The sequence below is a fragment of the Pseudoxanthomonas sp. PXM02 genome, from assembly GCF_014851805.1.
GTDB lineage: Bacteria > Pseudomonadota > Gammaproteobacteria > Xanthomonadales > Xanthomonadaceae > Pseudoxanthomonas_A.
This window is the reverse complement of sequence record NZ_JACVAK010000005.1, coordinates 187,340-206,624: the sequence shown is the minus strand read 5'-3', so window position 1 is coordinate 206,624 and position 19,285 is coordinate 187,340. Positions and strand designations below refer to the sequence as shown.

Below are 19,285 nucleotides of genomic sequence, written 5' to 3'. Positions count from 1 at the left end.
TGGCCTGAGTCGTGCCTCACCTCCGCGTTCGGACGATCTCACAAGAATGACGCTCTCGGAGCATGCGCTACCTGCCAGGACGATTACCGAGTCCTGCGGCCCGCAAGACGTGGCTTGCGCAGGTATCAGCTTGTTCGTCAGGTACCCATCGATCTCTGTTCGTGCTGCGGCACGCTTACCCTCTGCGGTCCATTCGACCAACCAGGCATCCCGCTGGTCTGACGATCTCGACAACAGCCAGTGCACACCGAGCGCGACGCCCACCACGAGTACACAACTCAATCCGAGCGTCCTGCCCCAGGAGACCCGCACGACACGCTACCAGTGCACGCCCCGCATCAGCGAGGCGAACGCGATCTGCTCCTGGCTGGGCGCGGCTTCCTTCAGCGCCTTGCGGTCGCCCTTGGCGGCAGCCGAATCCGGGAACAGCTCGAAGGCGGTGTTCATCACCACTTCGTAGGCCTTCGGCGCCACGGCATTGACCAGCGCGGCGAAGATGCCCAGGCGCGTCGCAATGCGGCTGGGCTTCTCGATGATCGCCTTGACCAGCAGGTCCGCCGCCTCTTCCGGCGACAGCGTCGGCACGCTGTCGTACATCTTGGTCGGCGCGATCATCGGCGTCTTCACCAGCGGCATGTTGATGGTCGTGAAGCTGATGCCCTTGCCCGACAGCTCGCCCTGCGCGCAGCGACTGAACGCGTCGAGCGCCGCTTTCGACGCCACGTAGGCCGAGAAACGCGGCGAATTCGCCAGCACGCCGATCGAACTGATGTTGATGATGTGCCCCTTGCGGCGCTCGGTCATCTTCGGCAGGAAGCCCATGATCAGACGGATGCTGCCGAAATAGTTCAGCTGCATCGTCCGTTCGAAATCGTGGAAGCGGTCGTAGCTCGCCTCAATGGAGCGACGGATCGACCGGCCGGCGTTGTTGATCAGGATGTCGACGTGCCCGTGCTCGTCCAGCACCGTCTTCACCAGTCGGTCGCAATCGGCCATGTCGGCCAGGTCCGCGGTGTACGCGAACACCTTGCCGCCCGCCTTCTTCATGTCGTCGCGGGCCTTGAACAGTTCCTCCTCGCCGCGCGCCACGATGATCGTGGTCGCGCCGGCTTCCGCCACGCGCTGCGCCGTGGACAGGCCGATGCCCGAGGAACCACCGGTGATGACCACCACCTTGTTGCGCACCTTGCCCTTCAGCGAGCGGTCGATGAACAGGTCCGGGTCCAGGTGGCGCTCCCAGTAGTCCCACAGCCGCCACGCATAGTCCTCCAGGCGCGGCACCGCGATGCCACTGCCCTTCAACGCGCGCTCGGTCTCACGGCTGTCGAAGCGCGTCGGGTAGGTGATGAACTTCAGCACTTCCTTCGGGATCTTGAAGTCGCGCAGCAGCATGCCGATGAAGCGCCGCACCGGCGGCAGGTTGCCGACCGCCATGCGGATGCTGCCGGGCACGAAGGCGAACATGCGCGCGTCGATGCGCATGGTCATCTCCGGGGCGTGGCCCGCGCGGCAGAAGGCGTTCAGCACCTCGCCGACGCGCATCGGCTCGGGATCGGTCAGGTGGAAGGTATGGCCATCCAGCTTGGGCTTGTGCGCGATGTGGTCCATCGCGTCGGCGACGAAATCCACCGGCACGATGTTAATGCGTCCGCCCTCGATGCCGAGCACCGGCACCCATTGCGGCAGCAGTTCACGCAGTTTCTTGATCAGTGTGAAGAAGTAGTACGGGCCATCGATCTTGTCGATCTCGCCCGTCTTCGAATGGCCGACCACCATGCCAGGCCGGTAGATGCGCCACTTGATGCGGGTTTCCTTGCGCACCAGACCTTCGGAGTCGTGCTTGGTGCGCAGGTAGGGATCGTCCAGGCCTTCCGCCTCGTCGAACATGTCCTCGCGGAAGATGCCCGGATACAGTCCCGCCGCAGCGATCGAACTGGTGTGGTGGAAACAGCCGGCTTTCAGTGCCGCGGCAAGATCCAGCGCGTGTTGCGTGCCGTCGATATTCGCGGCCTGCTGCGCTTCGCGGGTGGCGGTCAGGTCGTAGATGGCCGCCAGATGAAAGAAATGTTTCACCTTGCCGGTCAGCGTCCGCAGCTGGGCGGGCGTCAGTCCGCATTTGGGCTTGGTCATGTCGCCATGCACCACGGACACGCGCTTCATGTCCCAGCCGGCCTTCTTGGCGATGGCGTCGAACTTCTTCTGCGAGTCCTTGCGGACCAGCACGTGGACCGTCCCGCTGCGCTTGAGGAGGTTGCCGACCAGGTAGCGGCCAATGAATCCCGTGGCGCCCGTGACGAAATAGCTCATGACGACCCAATCCTCGAGTTGTGTGGGCCAGCCCCTCCGACCGCCCTGCGGGTTAACTTGCCAGAGCCGCCCACGTTCGACAATCCCGTCACGGATTGACCGCCCCCACCGCCCGTGGTCAGATGGCTGCGATCACTGGGAGGGATCATCCATGGCAGATCTGAAGAGTTCGTTCGAACAGGCATCCAAGGACATCCAGACGCTCTCCGAGCGCCCGGACAACGACACGCTGCTGCGTCTGTACGGCCTGTACAAACAGGGCGCCGAGGGCGACGTGAAGGGCGACAAGCCCGGCTTCTTCGACTTCGTCGGCACCGCCAAGTACGAAGCCTGGGCCAAGCTGAAGGGCACGGCGCAGGAAGATGCGCAGAAGAAGTACGTGGACCTGGTGAAGAAGCTCCTCGCATAGTGGCGCGCGACACCCGCCAGCGCATCCTCGACGCCGCCCTGGCGATGTTCAACACGCAGGGCGAGCCGCACGTCACAACCAACCACATCGCCGACGAGCTGGAGATCAGCCCCGGCAACCTGTACTACCACTTCCGCAACAAGGACGACATCATCGAGCAGCTCTTCGCACGCTACGAAGAGCGCATGGATGCCGCCCTGACGCCACCCACGGATCGCCTGCCGGGACTCGAGGACATCTGGCTGCAGCTGCACCTGGTGTTCGAGTGCATCTGGGACTACCGCTTCCTGTACCGCGACCTGGTGGAAATCCTCAGCCGCAACCGGCGCCTGCGCCTGCGTTTCGCCCGCATCCTCAAGCGCGCAGATGACAGCGCGCATGCGGTGATGCGCGGCATGGGCCATGCGGGCGTGATGCGTGCCTCGGCGGCGGAACTGGCGGCGACCGCCACCAACGTGCTGGTGATTTCGACCTTCTGGCTGAACTACGCGTCCACGCGGGGCGAGAAGGACGAACAGGCCGCGATCCGCCAGGGCATCGTGCAGGTGATGATGCTGGTGGCGCCGTTCCTGCGCGATGCGGAGCGCGTCCACCTGAACACGCTGACCCAGGCCTACAGCGACTGACGCCCGGCTCAGGCCGCTCGCAGCGCCTGTTCCAGGCGCGCCGACGCAGTGCGCAGTTCAGGTAGCAGTCCGCGATCGTCGATGATCTCGAAGTCAGGACCGATCAGGGCCATCAGCGCGAGCAGCGCATCGATCGACTCGGCGCCCAGTTCCAGCATGCAGTGTTGCGCATCGCCGGCTTCCAGGATGCCGCACCACGGCGGCACGCGCGTGGCCTGCTCGGCCACCGGACCCGGCAACCGCAGCCGGATCTGGTAACGGGTGAACGGCTGGGTGATCGACTTGGCGACGTAGTCCGCCACATCGCCCGGGAACTCGCGCGGTGGGAACTGCGTACCGGTGTCGTGCAACGACTGCACGCGATCGACGCGGAATGTCCGCCAATCCTCGCGCTTCAGGTCCCACGCCACCAGGTACCAGCGGCTGCCGGTATGCACCAGGCGCAACGGCTCGATCAGGCGTTCGGTGGCGCGCTGGCTGCGGTCCCGGTAATGCATCCGCAGCCGGAAGCCGTCACGGCACGCACCGGCGATGCGCAGCAGCAGGTCCACATCGGAGGTCGGCACGCCACCCGCCAGCGACAGCGTCACCGAGTACAGCGCACTGGCGCGCTTGCGCAGGCGCGCGGGCAACCATTGATCGAGCTTCGACAGCAACCGCAGCGCCGTGTCTTCCATCCGCCCCACGCTGGCCGCCGCCGTGCGCAGGGCCACGGCCACCGCGACCGCTTCATCGTCCTCCAGCAGCACGGGCGGCATCGCCGACCCCGACCCGAGCCGGTAGCCGCCGCCCAGGCCCGGCGAGGCGTCGATCGGATAGCCGAGTTCGCGCAGGCGCTCGACGTCGCGGCGGAGTGTGCGGCGATCGACCTCCAGCCGCTGGCTAAGCTCCGCGCCGGTCCAATGGCGACGGGACTGCATCAACGACAGCAGGCGGAGAAGACGGTTGGAGGTGCTGAGCATGGAGCCAGTATGCGCCCCTATTGAGGACTGATCCTGTCCTCGATACCCGCGACACTGGCACCCACCATCCAGCAGGGAGCAAGGCCCGATGACCGTCCAGACCTACCGTGGCAGCTGCCATTGCGGCGCCGTCCGCTACGACGTGGACCTCGATCTCACCCACGGCAGCGGGCGCTGCAACTGCTCGATCTGCACCAAGACCCGGTACTGGGGCGCCATCGTCAAGCCGGACGCCTTCCGCCTGCAGCAGGGCGAGGATGCGCTGACCCGTTATCCGTTCGGCACTGGCATGGTGGAACACCTGTTCTGCAAGCATTGCGGGGTGAAATCGTTCGGCCGCGGCGAGCTGGAGGTGCTGGGCGGACGCTATTACTCGGTGAACCTGGCCTGCCTGGACGACGTGGAACCCGCAGCGCTTGCCGAGGTTCCGATCCGATATTCCAATGGGCGCGACAATGACTGGTTCTCCGAACCCGCCGTCACCCGCCATCTCTGAGCGGAAACGCCTTAACAAGAACGCCCCGGCATGCCGGGGCGTTCTGCTTGAAGGAGCGATGCCTTGCGCGTCAGGCGCGGCTGCGGCGGAGGGTCCGCTTCGCCGCCGGCTTGCGAACCGGCGTGGAGCGCGTCTTCTTGGCCGCCGGCTTCTTGCGCGCACGGGGCGCCGCCTTTCGGGCCGGCTTCTTCAGGCCCAGCTTGGTCAGCACGGGTTCCAGACGGGCTTCCACATCGGCACTGAAACGCTCGACGCTGGCTTCACCCTGTTCACGCACCTCGGCGAGCCGGCCCAGGACATCGCGCTGTGCCTGGCCAGCGAACGTCTCGGCCTGCTTGCGTGCAGCCTGCAGGCGATCGGAGGCGTCCGTCGCGGCAGCCACGGCCTCGCGACGGGCGACGGCGATCAGGCCCAGGCCGGCGAGCCAGACGTGACGGAGGGTGGGTTCGGGGGTCTTGCGGGCGGTCTTCTTGGCAGCCATGGGGGCAATCCACATGCCGACCCCGATGGTCGGCTTCCATGACGGGATGCTGTCCGGCCTGCGTCGAGCAATCACACTATTGGCCGCTGGCGCGATGGATTGCGTGGGGGTTGCCTGCGACACGCGTTCGCGGCGATGCTCGCCGCTTCCTGGGAGGGATGATCGATGGCAGCGAAATCTTCGAAGTGGGCTCCGTTTCCGCACGACGCCAAGGGCTTTGCCTATGCCGGCGATGCGCTGAAGAAAGCCTGGCCCGCGCTGCATGCCGGCGATCAGGAGCCCTACCCTGACGAAAAGCGCGCCAAAGCGCTGATCGCCGCTGCCGGCAAGGCTGCCAAGGGCCTCGAACCCGCCGATCTGGCGCAGCGCCTGCAGGATGCGTGGCGCGCCTTCCACCGTGGCGATTTCCAGGCGGCCTATGAAGCCGGCGAGGCCCTCGGGCCGCCGGGCGCCTCGGTCGCGGTAAAGGCCATGGGCATCCACGCCACCTATCTGGTGGATGACGAAGCCGAACAGCTCAAGCGCTTCGAGCAGGCCGCCAAGCTGGCGGAAGCCGCAGTCAAGGCGCTGCCCGACGAGGCCAACAGCCACTACCGCCACGCGTTCGCGCTCGGCCGCTACAGCCAGGGCCTGAGCATCGCCAAGGCGCTCAAGCAGGGCATCGCCGGCAAGGTGCGCACCGCCCTCGACGCAACGCTGGAGCGCGAACCCAAGCATGCCGAGGCGCATACCGCGCTGGCGCTCTACCACGCCGAGATCATCGACAAGATCGGCGCGATGATCGGCGGGCTGACTTACGGCGCCAAGGCCGGCGAGGCGGAATCGCACATCAAGACCGCGCTCAAGCTGACGCCGGACTCGCCCATCGCCCATGTCGAGTACGCCAACGTGCTGTTGCTCCTGCATGGAGACAAGAAGGAAGACGCGGCCGCCGCTTCGTTCGAGAAGGCCGGCAAGCTGAAGCCGCGCGACGCCATGGAAGCGCTGGACGCCGCCCACGCGAATGCGCAGATCGAATAACGCCCTGCCCCTCGCGCTGGCCGCGTGGCTGGCCAGCGCGGCACTGCCGCTGTCTGCGCAATCGGCCACGCCGCCGACGACACCCGCGCCGCCACCATCTCCGGTGACGGACGGACCGACGGATACGCTGCTGGATGCGCTCACCTGCCGGACCAGCGCCGTCGATCTGCCCGGCCTGCTGCCGCGGTTGCGGCGCGAGCGTCCGGACGAATTCGTGCAGACCGAGCGCCAGTACAGCGCACCGATGATGGATCTCTACCGGCTCGAAGACCCGGTGCAGGCGTGGGGCCATGAAAGCGATGCGGTGGTCATCACCGACAACCGCGTACTGCTGCTGGTCGACAGCCCGATCGAGCAGGCCTCCGCGCAACTCGAGCGTGCATTGGAAGAAAGCGCGGATGCACCATTGTCCGGCGCACTCGACGACGCCCATGCGCTGGTTGTCTACGCCGGCGAACATCCTGGCCTGCTGGGCCGCACGCTGGTGGGTTGCGAATACCGCATGCCGGCGCTCTCACTGCTGGCCGATCCCGACGACGCGTGGCGCACGCCCACGCCGTGATCGCGTGCGTGCACGCGCTGCCTCCTTTCGTATAGCGATGATGCTGCCCGCCTGAGCGGGCGGCCTGCGCGTCCGCGCGCGTCTACGCGCCCTGAAGGGCGCCCCTTAACGGCACCCCCGCGCCCTTCTTTAGGGCCGCCATCACGTTTTTCGACATCGGCCGAAACGCCCAATCCACGGGCGTTTCGGCGGCCTAGCACATTTTTTTGCACGAACGCTAAAGGTTTTTTTGGCAGCGCCGTTATTCATTTCGCAACACGAAGGCGACTAGCCAAACCAAAACAAACCGGCAGCGTCTTTTTCCCTTCAACGCCGTGAATCCAAATAAGAGGAGACGAACATGGCACAGGTCATCAACACCAACACGATGTCGCTCAACGCTCAGCGCAACCTGAGCACCAGCGGCGCTTCGCTCGCCACCACCATCCAGCGCCTGTCGTCGGGTCTTCGCATCAACAGTGCGAAGGACGACGCCGCCGGCCTGGCGATTTCCGAACGCTTCAGCACGCAGATCCGTGGCCTTGACGTTGCCGTGCGCAACGCCAACGACGGCATCTCGCTGGCCCAGGTCGCCGAAGGCTCGCTGACCGAGATCGGCAACAACCTGCAGCGCATCCGCGAACTGGCCGTGCAGTCGTCCAACGCCAGCAACTCGGCCTCCGACCGCGCCGCGCTGAACGCCGAAGTGAAGCAACTGACGGCTGAAATCGACCGCGTGGCCAAGCAGGCCGACTTCAACGGCACCAAGCTGCTGGACGGTTCGTTCACCAGCCAGCTGTTCCAGGTGGGTGCCAACTCCGGCCAGGCGATCGCGATCGACAAGGTGGTGGACGCCCGCGCGCAGACGCTGGGTGGCGTGACCTTTGCCAATGTTTATGCCGGTACCGCGCTGGGCGTCGACGCCGCTGCGGCCGATACCACCTACTCGCAGCTGCAGGTCACCGCGACCAGCGGCGGCGTCACCAAGACCATCGACATCGGCGCCTTCGAAGTGAAGGCCGGCCAGTCGATCACCCAGGGCGCGGCTGCCGCGCTGAACGCCAAGCTGGGCGAGACCGGCGTCTACGCCGAGGTCAAGGCCGGCGTGATCAACCTGACCTCCATCAAGGGTGGCCAGAGCTTCGATCTGGCCTTCGGCGGCCCGGCCGTCACCGGTGCCACCGTCTCCAGCGCCGCCAACCTCGGCCTGACCGAGACCAGCACCAACGGCGGCGACTTGGCCACGACCAACAGCTTCGTCCAGAGCCTGGACATCACGACCTTCTCCGGCGCCCAGCGCGCCCTGGAAGTGGTGGACAAGGCACTGACCTCGGTCAACGGCGCGCGCGCCGACCTGGGCGCCATCCAGAACCGTTTCACCTCGGTGGTCGCCAACCTGCAGACCAGCTCGGAAAACCTGGCCGCCTCGCGCAGCCGTATCCGCGACACCGATTTCGCCAAGGAAACCGCGGAGCTGACCCGCACCCAGATCCTGCAGCAGGCCGGTACGGCCATGCTGGCCCAGGCCAACCAGGTGCCCCAGAACGTGATGTCCCTGCTGCGGAACTAACCCTTTGACGTCCCGGGTTGCACGGCCGGGAAGCGTTGAACCCTCCATCCCCCGTGCGGCAAACGCCTAAGGAAAACTTCTCATGGCACAGGTAATCAACACCAACACGATGTCGTTGAATGCTCAGCGCAATCTGAGCACCAGCGGCGCCTCGCTGGCCACGACCATCCAGCGTCTGTCGTCGGGTCTCCGCATCAACAGCGCCAAGGACGACGCGGCCGGTCTGGCCATCTCCGAACGCTTCTCCACCCAGATCCGCGGCCTGGACGTCGCGGTCCGCAACGCCAACGACGGCATTTCGCTGGCGCAGGTCGCGGAAGGTTCGCTGACCGAAATCGGCAACAACCTGCAGCGCATCCGTGAGCTGTCGGTGCAGTCGGCCAACGCGACGAACTCCTCGTCCGACCGCGCGGCACTGAACGCGGAAGTGAAGCAGCTGACGGCCGAAATCGACCGTGTCGCCAAGCAGTCCGAGTTCAACGGCACCAAGCTGCTGGACGGCTCGTTCTCCAGCCAGCTGTTCCAGGTCGGCGCCAATGCGGGCCAGGCCATCGCCATCGACAAGACCGTCGATGCCAAGGCCAACGCCCTGGGTGGCGCGCAGTTCGCGACGGGCACCATCGCCGCCGTGACCGGCACGGACAACACCGACCAGGTGGTCGCGGCCTTCACCATCACCGACAGCAAGGGCACGGCGGTCAGCTTCGAATCCCTGACCGTGAAGAGCGTCGGCCTGGCCGCCGCCAATGCCAGCGAAACCGGCAAGCAGCTGGCCGCGCACATCAACAGCAAGGTCGGCGAAACCGGCGTCTATGCCGAAGCCAATGCGGCCGGCGCGGTCACCCTGACCTCGGTCAAGGACAGCGTCAACGCCAGCGGCGCGTTCACCGCCTTCGCCACGACGGCGGCCGGCTACACCGCGGGCGGCGCCCCGACCAAGCAGTACGCCAGCAACCTGGACATCAGCTCGGTCAAGGGTGCGCAGCAGGCCCTGGAAGTCGTCGACAAGGCGCTGACCTCGGTCAACTCGGCCCGCGCCGACCTGGGTGCGGTGCAGAACCGCTTCACCTCGGTGGTCGCCAACCTGCAGACCAGCTCGGAAAACCTGGCCGCGTCGCGTAGCCGCATCCGCGATACCGACTTCGCCAAGGAAACCGCCGAGCTGACCCGCACCCAGATCCTGCAGCAGGCCGGTACGGCCATGCTGGCCCAGGCCAACCAGGTGCCGCAGAACGTGATGTCGCTGCTCCGCTAAGCGGAGAACCGCCCGGGCGGATCACTCTCCCTCCGCCCGGGCCCAGCGCCTCTTCCCGTCCCACCGCCTTGAGGAACCCTCCATGGCACAGGTAATCAATACCAATACGATGTCGTTGAATGCCCAGCGCAACCTGAGCACCAGCGGCGCTTCGCTCGCCACCACCATCCAGCGCCTGTCGTCGGGTCTTCGCATCAACAGTGCGAAGGACGACGCCGCCGGCCTGGCGATTTCCGAACGCTTCTCCACCCAGATCCGTGGCCTGGACGTTGCCGTGCGCAACGCCAACGACGGCATCTCGCTGGCCCAGGTCGCGGAAGGTTCGCTGACCGAAATCGGCAACAACCTGCAGCGCATCCGTGAGCTGTCGGTGCAGTCGGCCAACGCGACGAACTCCTCGTCCGATCGTGCGGCGCTGAACGCGGAAGTGAAGCAGCTGACGGCCGAAATCGACCGCGTCGCCAAGCAGTCCGAGTTCAACGGCACCAAGCTGCTGGACGGCTCGTTCTCCAGCCAGCTGTTCCAGGTCGGTGCCAACGCCGGCCAGGCCATCGCCATCGACAAGACCGTCGACGCGAAGGCCAATGCGCTGGGCGGTGCCCGCTTCGACAGCAATGCGCTGACGCTGGGCAACCTGACCGCGAACGCCAACGTCAGCATCTCCGGCTTGCAGATCAACGGCGTCGCCATCGACACCGTGCAGGTCACGCAGGGTGCGGATGGTGCGGCGACCGCCGCCGCGACGCGCACCGCCGTGGCCACCGCGATCAACGCCAAGATCGGTGAAACCGGCGTGTATGCCGAAGTCAACGGCACCACCGGCCTGACCCTGACCTCGGTCAAGGACAGCAGCAATGCCGATGGCTCGTTCAAGGCGATCACCGCCACCGTCGGTACCTGGACGGGCGTGAACGCCGCGGATTCCGGCCAGACTTACACGGCGACCGTCGCCGCCTCGGCACCGGCGAAGAAGTTCGCCAGCAACCTGGACATCAGCTCGGTCAAGGGTGCGCAGCAGGCCCTGGAAATCGTCGACAAGGCGCTGACCTCGGTCAACTCGGCCCGCGCCGACCTGGGTGCGGTGCAGAACCGCTTCACGTCGGTCGTTGCCAACCTGCAGACCAGCTCGGAAAACCTGGCCGCCTCGCGTAGCCGCATCCGCGACACCGACTTCGCCAAGGAAACCGCCGAACTGACCCGCACCCAGATCCTGCAGCAGGCCGGTACGGCCATGCTGGCCCAGGCCAACCAGGTGCCCCAGAACGTGATGTCGCTGCTCCGCTAAACCGCTTCACAGGAATCGTTGCCTGGCGCAGGCGCCCCGGAAGGATTCGTCTCCCTCCGATTGACGCCGGGATGGATGGCTCTGCCGTCCATCCGCCCTCCACCGGGTTGGTGGCGGGCGCCGGGCATTCCTCTCCGCACCCAGGCTTCACCCTTCCCTTTCCCAGGACCCCGTCATGGCACAGGTCATCAATACCAACACGATGTCGCTCAACGCTCAGCGCAACCTGAGCACCAGCGGCGCTTCGCTCGCCACCACCATCCAGCGCCTGTCGTCGGGCCTGCGCATCAACAGCGCAAAGGACGACGCCGCCGGTCTGGCCATCTCCGAGCGCTTCTCCACCCAGATCCGTGGCCTGGACGTTGCCGTGCGCAACGCCAACGACGGTATCTCGCTGGCTCAGGTCGCGGAAGGTTCGCTGACCGAGATCGGCAACAACCTGCAGCGCATCCGTGAGCTGTCGGTGCAGTCGGCCAACGCGACGAACTCCTCGTCCGACCGTGCGGCGCTGAACGCCGAAGTGAAGCAGCTGTCCGCCGAAATCGACCGCGTCGCCAAGCAGTCCGAGTTCAACGGCACCAAGCTGCTGGACGGTTCGTTCTCCAGCCAGCTGTTCCAGGTCGGCGCCAACGCCGGCCAGGCCATCGCCATCGACAAGACCGTCGATGCCAAGGCCGCCTCGCTGGGCAACGTCAAGTTCGCTGCCGACAGCACCGGTACGGCTGCCGTCGCCGCCACGACCGACGGCAAGCTGAGCGGCTTCGCGCTGAACGGTGTCACCCTCGACGACGTCAGCTGGAAGGCCGGCGCGACGGGCAAGGAAATCGCCGACACGCTGAGCGCCGCCATCAACTCGCGCATGGGCGAAACCGGCCTGTCCGCCAGCGTCACCTCCGGTGGTGCGATCAAGCTGGAATCGCTGAAGGCCGGCAAAGACCTGACCGTCACCGCCGGCACCATCACCGGTGGCCAGGGCACGACGGGCACGCCCGCCAACGCCACTGCCGCGCAGATCGGCGTGGACTTCACCGCCGGTACCGCCGCCAGCCAGACCGCTGTCGTCGTGTCCAAGCTGGACATCAGCACGGTCAAGGGCGCGCAGCAGGCACTGGACGTGGTCGACGAAGCACTGAAGTCGGTCAACTCCGCCCGCGCCGACCTGGGCGCGGTGCAGAACCGCTTCACCTCGGTGGTCGCCAACCTGCAGACCAGCTCGGAAAACCTGGCCGCCTCGCGCAGCCGCATCCGCGACACGGACTTCGCCAAGGAAACCGCCGAACTGACCCGCACCCAGATCCTGCAGCAGGCCGGTACGGCCATGCTGGCCCAGGCAAACCAGGTGCCGCAGAACGTGATGTCGCTGCTCCGCTAAACCGCTTCACAGGAATCGTTGCCTGGCGCAGGCATCCCGGAAGGATTCGTCTCCCTCCGTTTCGCGTCGGGAAGGAAGGTTCGCCTTCCTTCCGCCCTCCACCGGGTTGGTGGCGGGCGCCGGGCCTTCCTTCTCCGTTGTAACCCGTTTCTTTCCATCAGGTCCGCGCCATGGCACAGGTCATCAACACCAATACGATGTCGTTGAATGCCCAGCGCAACCTGAGCACCAGCGGCGCCTCGCTCGCCACCACCATCCAGCGCCTCTCGTCCGGCCTGCGCATCAACAGCGCGAAGGACGACGCGGCCGGTCTGGCCATTTCCGAACGCTTCAGCACGCAGATCCGCGGCCTCGATGTCGCCGTGCGCAATGCCAACGACGGCATCTCGCTGGCGCAGGTCGCCGAAGGTTCGCTGACCGAGATCGGCAACAACCTGCAACGCATCCGCGAACTGGCCGTGCAATCGTCCAACGCGACCAATTCCTCCTCCGACCGCGCCGCGCTGAACGCCGAGGTCAAGCAGCTGACGCTTGAGATCGATCGCGTGGCCAAGCAGTCGGAGTTCAACGGCACCAAGCTGCTGGACGGTTCGTTTTCCAGCCAACTGTTCCAGGTCGGCGCCAACGCCGGCCAGGCCATCGCCATCGACAAGACCGTCGACGCCAAGTCCACCGCGCTGGGCAAGGTCCAGTTCGGTTCCACCAGCGGCGTCGGCGTGGCCACGGGTACGGCGACCGCCGACGGCAAGATCACCAACATCTCGGTGACCAATCCCGCCGGCACGACGATCGCTATCGACGATGTCGACGTGAAGACAGGCGACACCGGCGCCCAGGTCACCGCCAAGATCATGGGCGCGATCAACGCCAAGGTCGGCGAGCACGGCCTCTACGCCGAGTCCACCGGCACCAGCGGTTCGTACTACACCGTCGGTGCGGCGCTCAACAGCAGCGGAGCCGCCGCCGGCATCAACATCGTGTACGGCACCAGCAGTGCCGCCGGCATCGTCTCGGGTGTCGGCGTCACGAGTGGCGCACCTGGCGCGGGTGAAGTGAAAGGCCTGTCCGAGCTGGATGTCACTACCTATCTCAACGCCTCGCGCGCGGTCACCATCGTCGACAAGGCGCTGACCGTCGTGAACTCGGCGCGTGCCGACCTGGGTGCGGTGCAGAACCGCTTCACCTCGGTGGTCGCCAACCTGCAGACCAGCTCGGAAAACCTGGCCGCATCGCGAAGCCGCATCCGCGACACCGACTTCGCCAAGGAAACCGCCGAACTGACCCGCACCCAGATCCTGCAGCAGGCCGGTACGGCCATGCTGGCCCAGGCCAACCAGGTGCCCCAGAACGTGATGTCCCTGCTGCGCTGACGCGCGGCACGCAGTAACGACCTCCGTAGTTCCCTGTCGTCACGGACGGATTCGTCTCCCTCCGTTTGGCAGTACCCCAGCCCCCTCCCGTCGTGGAGGGGGTCTTTTTTTGCCCGCTCGACGGGGGGCATCGCGGCCGCTCTGGCACAAACCCTGCATCGCTCCGCAGGCCCGCATTTCTCACCAGCACGCCGGACCCACGGCGGCGGTGGGAGACGGAGAAATGCGGCTAAAGAACGGCTCAGCCGGGCCGTTATTGGTAGTGCACGGGCGGGTCCCATTCGTCATCGGATGGAGGCCCGCCCGGCCTCCCTTTTTGCGGAAAGGGCCAGACAGGAGACAGGGCAATGGCAGATTATTCGCTGGGTTACGGCGGCATCGGTTCGGGGCTGGACATCACCGGCATGGTCGAACAGCTGGTCGCGGCCGATCGCAAGCCCGCCGACAACCGCCTGAACCGCATCGAGAGCCAGGCCAAGTTCAAGCTGTCCGCCATCGGCACCGTCAGTTCCGCCTTCAGCACACTGGACACCGCCCTCAAGGCGTTGAAGTCCGCCACCGCATTCGACGTCCGCACGGTCAAGTCGGGTACCGACACCGTTGCCGGTGCCAGTGTCTCCGCTGGCACGCCCAACGGCATCTACAACCTGGAGGTGGTCGAACTGGCCACCGCCAACAAATGGATCACCGATACCCCGGTCACCGCCACCCAGACGTTCGGCGCCGGCCAATTGACGCTGACCATCGGCGGCGAATCGCTGGCGATCGACATCGCCGAGGGCGCCACGCTGCAGGACGTGCGCGGTGCCATCAACGACGTCGCCCGCGCAAAGGGCGTGCAGGCCAGCGTGCTGACGTCCAATGACGGCCAGTACCTGTCGGTGTCGGCGGACAAGACCGGTGCCGCCAACGGCTTCACCCTCGCCTTCGCCTCCGGCGGCAGCGACCTGCAGTCGCTGGTCGGCAGCCTGGAAGAGCGCGTGCCGGCCGCAGATGCGGAAGTGAAGATCGATGGCCTGACCGTCACCGCCAGCACCAACAAGATCACCGAGGCCGTCCCCGGCCTGACGCTGGACCTGAAGACCAAGGGCACCAGCACGGTCACCGTGTCCACCGACACGGCGGCCGCCAGCAAGTTGATCCAGGATTTCGTGACGGCCTACAACGCCGCCATCACCGCGATCAACACCAGCACCAAGTACAACGCCGAGAGCAACGAGCCCTCTGCCCTGACCGGCGACGCGCAGATGCGCAGCGCGGCGGGCCAGTTGCGCAACCTGATGGGCGATCTGCTCGGCGGCCTGGCCGCCCAGGGCCTGGATGCGAAGACGATCGGCCTGCAGACCAAGGGCTATCCGACCTCGGACGGCACGCTGGTCTTCGACAGCAGCAAGTTCACCGCGGCGCTCACCGCCGACCCGGAAAAGATCCGCACCGCCTTCACCGGCGAGACCGCGTTCGCGGGACGACTGCAGACGGCAGTCGGCAGCTATGTCGGCACCGATGGCGCGTTCACCCTGCGCACCAACGGCCTGAACGCACAGATCAAGGACGTCACAGCACAGCGCACCGCACTCGACGCGCGCATGGAAGCGGTGGGCAACCGCTACAAGGCGCAGTTCGTGGCGTTGGACAGCATGATTTCACAGATGAACACCACCAGTTCCGCCCTTGCCCAGCAGCTGGCGTCGCTCACCGCTCAGACGAGCAGTTAAACACCGCGGGTCCGGATACGCCTTCGTCGCCGGGCCCCCAGGAGAAAATGGAATGTCACTTCAGTCCTATGCCGCGCAGTACCGCAACACCGGCCTCAGCAGCGCCGTGATGGAAGCGGATCCGCACCGCCTGGTCGCCCTGCTGCTGTCGGGCGCCTGCGAGCGCCTGCGCCTGGCGGAAGCCTGCGTGGTGCGCGGCGACCTGGCGCGCAAGGGCAAGGCCATCGGCGAAGTCAGCGCCATCATCGGCCACCTCAACGGCTCGCTGGACCACGAAGCCGGCGGCGAGATCGCCGGTAGCCTCTCGGCGCTGTACGACTACGTGCAGACGCGCCTGATCGAAGCCAACCTGCACAACGACCCCGCGGCCCTGCGCGAGTCGCTGGACCTGTTGGGCGAGATCGAATCCGCCTGGAACGCCATCCCCAGCGAGCAGCGCCAAGTCCCGGCGATGGCCGCGGCAGGATGAGCGCCGCGCCGGCCCTCGACGATCTGTTTGCCCAGCTTGACGGCATGCGGCACGCGCTGCACGCCGGTGAACTGGAGGACGTGGAGCGCCTGTTGAACCGCCACGACCATGACGTGCGCGCGTTCCTGCATGCCGACGGCGGCAGGACCGCCGGTTACGACGCGCTGGCCGTGCTGTTGCGCGCCCAGCTCGAACTGCAGAAATCCATGCAGGACGCACGCGAACAGGCACGTGTCCGCATGCATGCCACCCAGCGCGCGGATCGCGCCGCACGCGCATACCTGTCCGTCGTCGAGGGTTGAACCATGACCACGTCGATCATCCTGGTGGAACATCCCGCGGAACACGCGCTGTTCGACGGAGCATTGACGTGTGACGCGGTGCTCCCCGCGCGCTTCGACCCCGGTCGGCGCGTGGTGATGCAGGCGCCGTCGGAAGCCCTGCTGAAAGGCCTGGCGATCGCCGAAGACGTCCGCGGTGACGATCCCGAGGAGCGCAAGGAAGCCACGCCATCGCAGCAGCGCATCGAAGCCAAGCTCGACCTGGTGTTGTCGTTGCTCGGCCGCCTCGCGCGCCGGCACGAAGAAGCCCTGCCCGTCATCGCGTTGCGCTGGTCACATCGTGGTGTGCGGCTGGATAGCACGACGCCGCTGGCGTGCACCGCCGGCGATCCCGGCATCGTCACCATGCAGCCCGCGGCCTGGCTGAGCGACCAGATCGAGTTGCCGGCCACCGTGATGGACCAGGTGGAAGGCTCGCAGGGGCTGCATCACCTGTGGCTGCAGTTCGATGCGTTGAACGCCGGCCTCGCCGAAGCGATGGACCGTCACCTGTTCCGCCTGCACCGTCGTCAGGTCGCCGAGGCACGGCAGCTTGCAAGCCGTACGTAAACACGTTTCGCGCAGATGTCTGCTGCAGGCGCATCGCGCAGGCGATGTGACTGTCACGTCTGCGCCTTGCGCAATTCGTGGTTTTGCGCGCGCCGTGCGTGCGCTAAGTGTGACTCGTGTCGGTATTTCACATCTCCATCGCGTCCATGAATTGGCGCGACGGCATCGCGCCGCTATCGTGGCCCTACCCTGCAACGCGACAGCCTCTGATCTCTCCCCGTGCGTGTACTGATCGTCGATGACCACACCCTGGTCCGCGCTGGCATTGGACGCCTGCTGCAGGCGTTGCCCGATGTCGATGTCGTGGCCGAAGCCTGCAATGCCCAGCAGGCCCTCGATATGGCGGCGATCCACCGTCCCGACCTGATCCTGCTGGACCTGTCGCTGCCCGACCGCAGCGGTCTGGAACTGCTGCCGCTGCTGCGCGAATCGCTGCCGCAGACGCGCGTGGTGATGATGTCCATGCACAACGATCCCACCCAGGTGCGCGTCGCCCTCGATCGCGGTTGCGCCGGCTTCGTCGTCAAGGAAGCCGCGCCGATGGAACTGGAACTCGCCTTGCGTGCCGCTGCGAGCGGCCAAGTGTTCCTCAGCCCGCAGGTGTCGTCGAAGATGCTGGCGCCGATGCTCAATCCACAGCGTCCGACCGGTATCGCCGCACTGTCGCCGCGGCAACGCGAAATCCTGCGCCAACTCGGCAGCGGCATGAGCAGCAAGGAAATCGCCGCGCAACTCGGCATCAGCGTCAAGACGGTGGAAACGCACCGCGCGCGCATGATGGAATCGCTCGGCTGCCGCCGCGCCAACGATCTGCTGTTGCTGGCCGCGCGCCACCAGAACGAACTGGCCTGAGCCTTGCAGTACACCGGGGGCGATGCCCTTTCCGTGACGGAATTCCGTGATCGCAGCGCCCCGCAGGGCGCCCATTCCCGCCATTGAATCGACGCTGTAGGGGAAACCCTGACGGCGCGTGGGGCGTGCCCGCAGCACAACCAGAAACGCCCTGATTTTTTTTCCGTCACCCGCCCCGCAAAGTGTCAACACGATGTGAAGCCGACCTCGGCACGCCATCGAATCGGGGATTACGGGAATGAAGACGGGACTTTCCACCCAGCTTGGCCAGCAACTCCACCTGACGCCGCAACTGCTGCAGTCGATCCGGCTGTTGCAGCTGGACGGCCTGCAGCTGGAGATGGAAGTGCGCCGCGCGCTGGACCTGAATCCGCTGCTCGAAGTCGAGGAAGCCCACGACGCCGAGCAGAACGGCGAGATCGACGTGCTGCCGCCGCAGGACGTCGCCACGCTGGAAACCGCCGCGTTCGACGAACTGCCGGAATCGAACCTGTGGGACATCCCGGGTGCCGGCTGGCAGGACGGCGACGACGACCGCATGCAGCGCGTCGAAGCCGGCGAGTCCAGCGACCCGCACGTGCGCGTGCTGGACCGGCTGGCGCTGGAACTGGACGACCGCGCGCTCGACGTGATCGCCTTCTGGCTGGAGCACACCAACGATGCCGGCTACCTGGAGCAGGCGCCCGACACGCTGGCGCTGCTGGCCTCGGCCCGCTTCGACCTGACCACCGACGCCGTGCTGGGCCTGCGCGAGCGCCTGCTGCGCGGCGAGTTCCCCGGCCTGGCCGCGGCCGACGTGCGCGAATGCCTGCTGGTGCAGCTGGACTGCCTGCAGGGTCGCGTGCCGGCGCGCCACATCGCCCGCCGCATCGTCACCGAAGGCCTGGCACTGCTGGCCGCCCACGAATACGACGCCCTCGCCCGCCTGCTGGACCTGGACACCGCCCAGGTCATGGAAGGCGTGCGCCTGGTGCTGTCGCTGGACGCCCGCCCGGGCGCCTCGCTGGCCCCCGCCCCGACCGGCTACATCGTGCCGGACGTGGTTGCCTGGCACGCCGACTGCGCCTGGCGCGTGGCGCTGAACCCGGCCACCACGCCGCGCATCCGCGTGAATGCCATGCAGGAGCGCGCCCTGGACCAGGCCGAGCCGTCGGAAGGCGCCGGCAAGCTGCGCGAGATGTTGCAGGAAGCCCGCTGGCTGACCCGTGGCCTGTCGATCCGCTACGACACCCTGCTGCGCACCGCGCGCGCCATCGTCGAGCGCCAGGCCGGCTTCCTGACCCAGGGCGACGAGGCGATGGCCCCCCTGACCCTGAAGGAAGTCGCCGACGCCATCGGCATGCACGAGTCCACGGTCTCGCGCATCACCACCGGCAAGTACATGCAGACCCCGCGCGGCACCTTCGAGCTGAAGCACTTCTTCGCGGTGCGCCTGGAAGGCGCCAACGTGTCCGGCCCGGCCGTGCGCGCCATGGTGCGCCGCCTGATCGACTCCGAGCCGGCCGGCAAGCCGCTGGCCGACGAGGCGATCGCCGGCCTGCTGGCCCGCCAGGGCATCCACATCGCCCGCCGAACTGTGGCGAAGTACCGGGAACAGCTCGATATCGCTCCCGCCCGGGAACGCCGACGCGCTACCGTATCCGTCTTGGCCAAGGCTGGATAACG

General features: G+C 66.5%; 19 protein-coding genes. 16 read left to right on the top strand and 3 right to left on the bottom strand.

All coding sequences use genetic code 11. The features are described 5' to 3' along the window. Window positions 1-318 precede the first annotated feature (318 nt). Window positions 319-2,307 (bottom strand): SDR family oxidoreductase, encoded by a 1,989-nt coding sequence (locus tag IB225_RS19250; RefSeq protein ID WP_192314253.1) that lies wholly within the window; start codon window positions 2,305-2,307, stop codon window positions 319-321. Window positions 2,308-2,458: 151 nt separating this feature from the next. Between IB225_RS19250 and IB225_RS19245 the strand changes: the two genes are divergently transcribed. Together IB225_RS19245 and IB225_RS19240 are read left to right on the top strand one after the other, a co-directional pair. Then, window positions 2,459-2,716 (top strand): acyl-CoA-binding protein, encoded by a 258-nt coding sequence (locus IB225_RS19245; RefSeq protein WP_192314250.1) that lies wholly within the window; start codon window positions 2,459-2,461, stop codon window positions 2,714-2,716. Beyond that, window positions 2,716-3,342 (top strand): TetR/AcrR family transcriptional regulator, encoded by a 627-nt coding sequence (locus IB225_RS19240; protein WP_192314247.1) that lies wholly within the window; start codon window positions 2,716-2,718, stop codon window positions 3,340-3,342. The genes IB225_RS19245 and IB225_RS19240 overlap by 1 nt, the downstream gene beginning before the upstream one ends. An 8-nt stretch (window positions 3,343-3,350) precedes the next feature. Here IB225_RS19240 and IB225_RS19235 read toward each other — a convergent pair whose 3' ends face one another. Then, window positions 3,351-4,304 carry a YafY family protein gene (locus tag IB225_RS19235; protein ID WP_192314244.1) on the bottom strand — a complete coding sequence of 318 codons (954 nt, stop codon included), beginning with the start codon at window positions 4,302-4,304 and terminating at the stop codon, window positions 3,351-3,353. Window positions 4,305-4,392: 88 nt separating this feature from the next. On the opposite strand from IB225_RS19235, the gene IB225_RS19230 reads away from it, so the two are divergent. Next, on the top strand, window positions 4,393-4,800 hold the full coding sequence (locus tag IB225_RS19230; RefSeq protein ID WP_192314241.1) for a GFA family protein: 408 nt from the start codon (window positions 4,393-4,395) through the stop codon (window positions 4,798-4,800). Between the two features lie 70 nt (window positions 4,801-4,870). Here the strand turns inward: IB225_RS19230 and IB225_RS19225 are convergent, their stop codons facing one another. Next, entirely contained in the window at window positions 4,871-5,281 is a 411-nt protein-coding gene (locus tag IB225_RS19225; RefSeq protein ID WP_192314238.1) for a hypothetical protein, read from the bottom strand. Between the two features lie 165 nt (window positions 5,282-5,446). On the opposite strand from IB225_RS19225, the gene IB225_RS19220 reads away from it, so the two are divergent. The 13 genes from IB225_RS19220 to rpoN all read left to right on the top strand — a co-directional run bounded on the left by IB225_RS19220 (window position 5,447) and on the right by rpoN (window position 19,283). Beyond that, the gene (locus tag IB225_RS19220) at window positions 5,447-6,301 is read left to right on the top strand and encodes a hypothetical protein (RefSeq protein WP_192314236.1); all 855 of its coding nucleotides are present in this window, start codon (window positions 5,447-5,449) and stop codon (window positions 6,299-6,301) included. Continuing rightward, entirely contained in the window at window positions 6,285-6,863 is a 579-nt protein-coding gene (locus IB225_RS19215) for a hypothetical protein (RefSeq protein WP_192314233.1), read from the top strand. The genes IB225_RS19220 and IB225_RS19215 overlap by 17 nt, the downstream gene beginning before the upstream one ends. Window positions 6,864-7,203: 340 nt before the next feature. Beyond that, entirely contained in the window at window positions 7,204-8,412 is a 1,209-nt protein-coding gene (locus tag IB225_RS19210) for a flagellin (protein WP_192314230.1), read from the top strand. 82 nt (window positions 8,413-8,494) lie between these two features. Continuing rightward, on the top strand, window positions 8,495-9,667 hold the full coding sequence (locus IB225_RS19205) for a flagellin (RefSeq protein WP_192314227.1): 1,173 nt from the start codon (window positions 8,495-8,497) through the stop codon (window positions 9,665-9,667). Window positions 9,668-9,749: 82 nt separating this feature from the next. Further along, window positions 9,750-10,952, top strand: a complete 1,203-nt coding sequence (locus tag IB225_RS19200; RefSeq protein ID WP_192314224.1) for a flagellin — start codon at window positions 9,750-9,752, stop codon at window positions 10,950-10,952. 175 nt (window positions 10,953-11,127) lie between these two features. After that, window positions 11,128-12,324, top strand: a complete 1,197-nt coding sequence (locus IB225_RS19195) for a flagellin (protein ID WP_192314221.1) — start codon at window positions 11,128-11,130, stop codon at window positions 12,322-12,324. Between the two features lie 170 nt (window positions 12,325-12,494). Continuing rightward, window positions 12,495-13,694 carry a flagellin gene (locus IB225_RS19190; protein ID WP_192314218.1) on the top strand — a complete coding sequence of 400 codons (1,200 nt, stop codon included), beginning with the start codon at window positions 12,495-12,497 and terminating at the stop codon, window positions 13,692-13,694. A gap of 347 nt (window positions 13,695-14,041) precedes the next feature. Continuing rightward, a complete protein-coding gene (fliD, locus tag IB225_RS19185) occupies window positions 14,042-15,409 on the top strand; it encodes a flagellar filament capping protein FliD (protein ID WP_192314215.1) in 1,368 nt (455 codons plus the stop codon). A gap of 52 nt (window positions 15,410-15,461) precedes the next feature. Further along, window positions 15,462-15,878, top strand: a complete 417-nt coding sequence (gene fliS, locus IB225_RS19180) for a flagellar export chaperone FliS (protein ID WP_192314212.1) — start codon at window positions 15,462-15,464, stop codon at window positions 15,876-15,878. Beyond that, complete coding sequence (locus IB225_RS19175; protein ID WP_162338489.1) at window positions 15,875-16,180, top strand: hypothetical protein; 306 nt, start codon at window positions 15,875-15,877, stop codon at window positions 16,178-16,180. The genes fliS and IB225_RS19175 overlap by 4 nt, the downstream gene beginning before the upstream one ends. 3 nt (window positions 16,181-16,183) lie before the next feature. Beyond that, window positions 16,184-16,768 carry a PilZ domain-containing protein gene (locus tag IB225_RS19170; RefSeq protein ID WP_192314209.1) on the top strand — a complete coding sequence of 195 codons (585 nt, stop codon included), beginning with the start codon at window positions 16,184-16,186 and terminating at the stop codon, window positions 16,766-16,768. Between the two features lie 219 nt (window positions 16,769-16,987). After that, window positions 16,988-17,620 (top strand): response regulator transcription factor, encoded by a 633-nt coding sequence (locus IB225_RS19165; protein ID WP_192314205.1) that lies wholly within the window; start codon window positions 16,988-16,990, stop codon window positions 17,618-17,620. A 238-nt stretch (window positions 17,621-17,858) separates the two neighbouring features. Continuing rightward, the gene (gene rpoN, locus IB225_RS19160) at window positions 17,859-19,283 is read left to right on the top strand and encodes an RNA polymerase factor sigma-54 (RefSeq protein ID WP_192314202.1); all 1,425 of its coding nucleotides are present in this window, start codon (window positions 17,859-17,861) and stop codon (window positions 19,281-19,283) included. Window positions 19,284-19,285 lie beyond the last annotated feature (2 nt).

Bases quoted from the DNA above. Each gene is read 5' to 3' on its own strand.
- IB225_RS19250 (WP_192314253.1), bottom strand. From the start codon at position 2,307: ATGAGCTATTTCGTCACGGGCGCCACGGGATTCATTGGCCGCTACCTG.
- IB225_RS19245 (WP_192314250.1), top strand. From the start codon at position 2,459: ATGGCAGATCTGAAGAGTTCGTTCGAACAGGCATCCAAGGACATCCAG.
- IB225_RS19235 (WP_192314244.1), bottom strand. From the start codon at position 4,304: ATGCTCAGCACCTCCAACCGTCTTCTCCGCCTGCTGTCGTTGATGCAG.
- IB225_RS19230 (WP_192314241.1), top strand. From the start codon at position 4,393: ATGACCGTCCAGACCTACCGTGGCAGCTGCCATTGCGGCGCCGTCCGC.
- IB225_RS19225 (WP_192314238.1), bottom strand. From the start codon at position 5,281: ATGGCTGCCAAGAAGACCGCCCGCAAGACCCCCGAACCCACCCTCCGT.
- IB225_RS19220 (WP_192314236.1), top strand. From the start codon at position 5,447: ATGGCAGCGAAATCTTCGAAGTGGGCTCCGTTTCCGCACGACGCCAAG.
- IB225_RS19215 (WP_192314233.1), top strand. From the start codon at position 6,285: ATGCGCAGATCGAATAACGCCCTGCCCCTCGCGCTGGCCGCGTGGCTG.
- IB225_RS19210 (WP_192314230.1), top strand. From the start codon at position 7,204: ATGGCACAGGTCATCAACACCAACACGATGTCGCTCAACGCTCAGCGC.
- IB225_RS19205 (WP_192314227.1), top strand. From the start codon at position 8,495: ATGGCACAGGTAATCAACACCAACACGATGTCGTTGAATGCTCAGCGC.
- IB225_RS19200 (WP_192314224.1), top strand. From the start codon at position 9,750: ATGGCACAGGTAATCAATACCAATACGATGTCGTTGAATGCCCAGCGC.
- IB225_RS19195 (WP_192314221.1), top strand. From the start codon at position 11,128: ATGGCACAGGTCATCAATACCAACACGATGTCGCTCAACGCTCAGCGC.
- IB225_RS19190 (WP_192314218.1), top strand. From the start codon at position 12,495: ATGGCACAGGTCATCAACACCAATACGATGTCGTTGAATGCCCAGCGC.
- fliD (WP_192314215.1), top strand. From the start codon at position 14,042: ATGGCAGATTATTCGCTGGGTTACGGCGGCATCGGTTCGGGGCTGGAC.
- fliS (WP_192314212.1), top strand. From the start codon at position 15,462: ATGTCACTTCAGTCCTATGCCGCGCAGTACCGCAACACCGGCCTCAGC.
- IB225_RS19175 (WP_162338489.1), top strand. From the start codon at position 15,875: ATGAGCGCCGCGCCGGCCCTCGACGATCTGTTTGCCCAGCTTGACGGC.
- IB225_RS19170 (WP_192314209.1), top strand. From the start codon at position 16,184: ATGACCACGTCGATCATCCTGGTGGAACATCCCGCGGAACACGCGCTG.
- rpoN (WP_192314202.1), top strand. From the start codon at position 17,859: ATGAAGACGGGACTTTCCACCCAGCTTGGCCAGCAACTCCACCTGACG.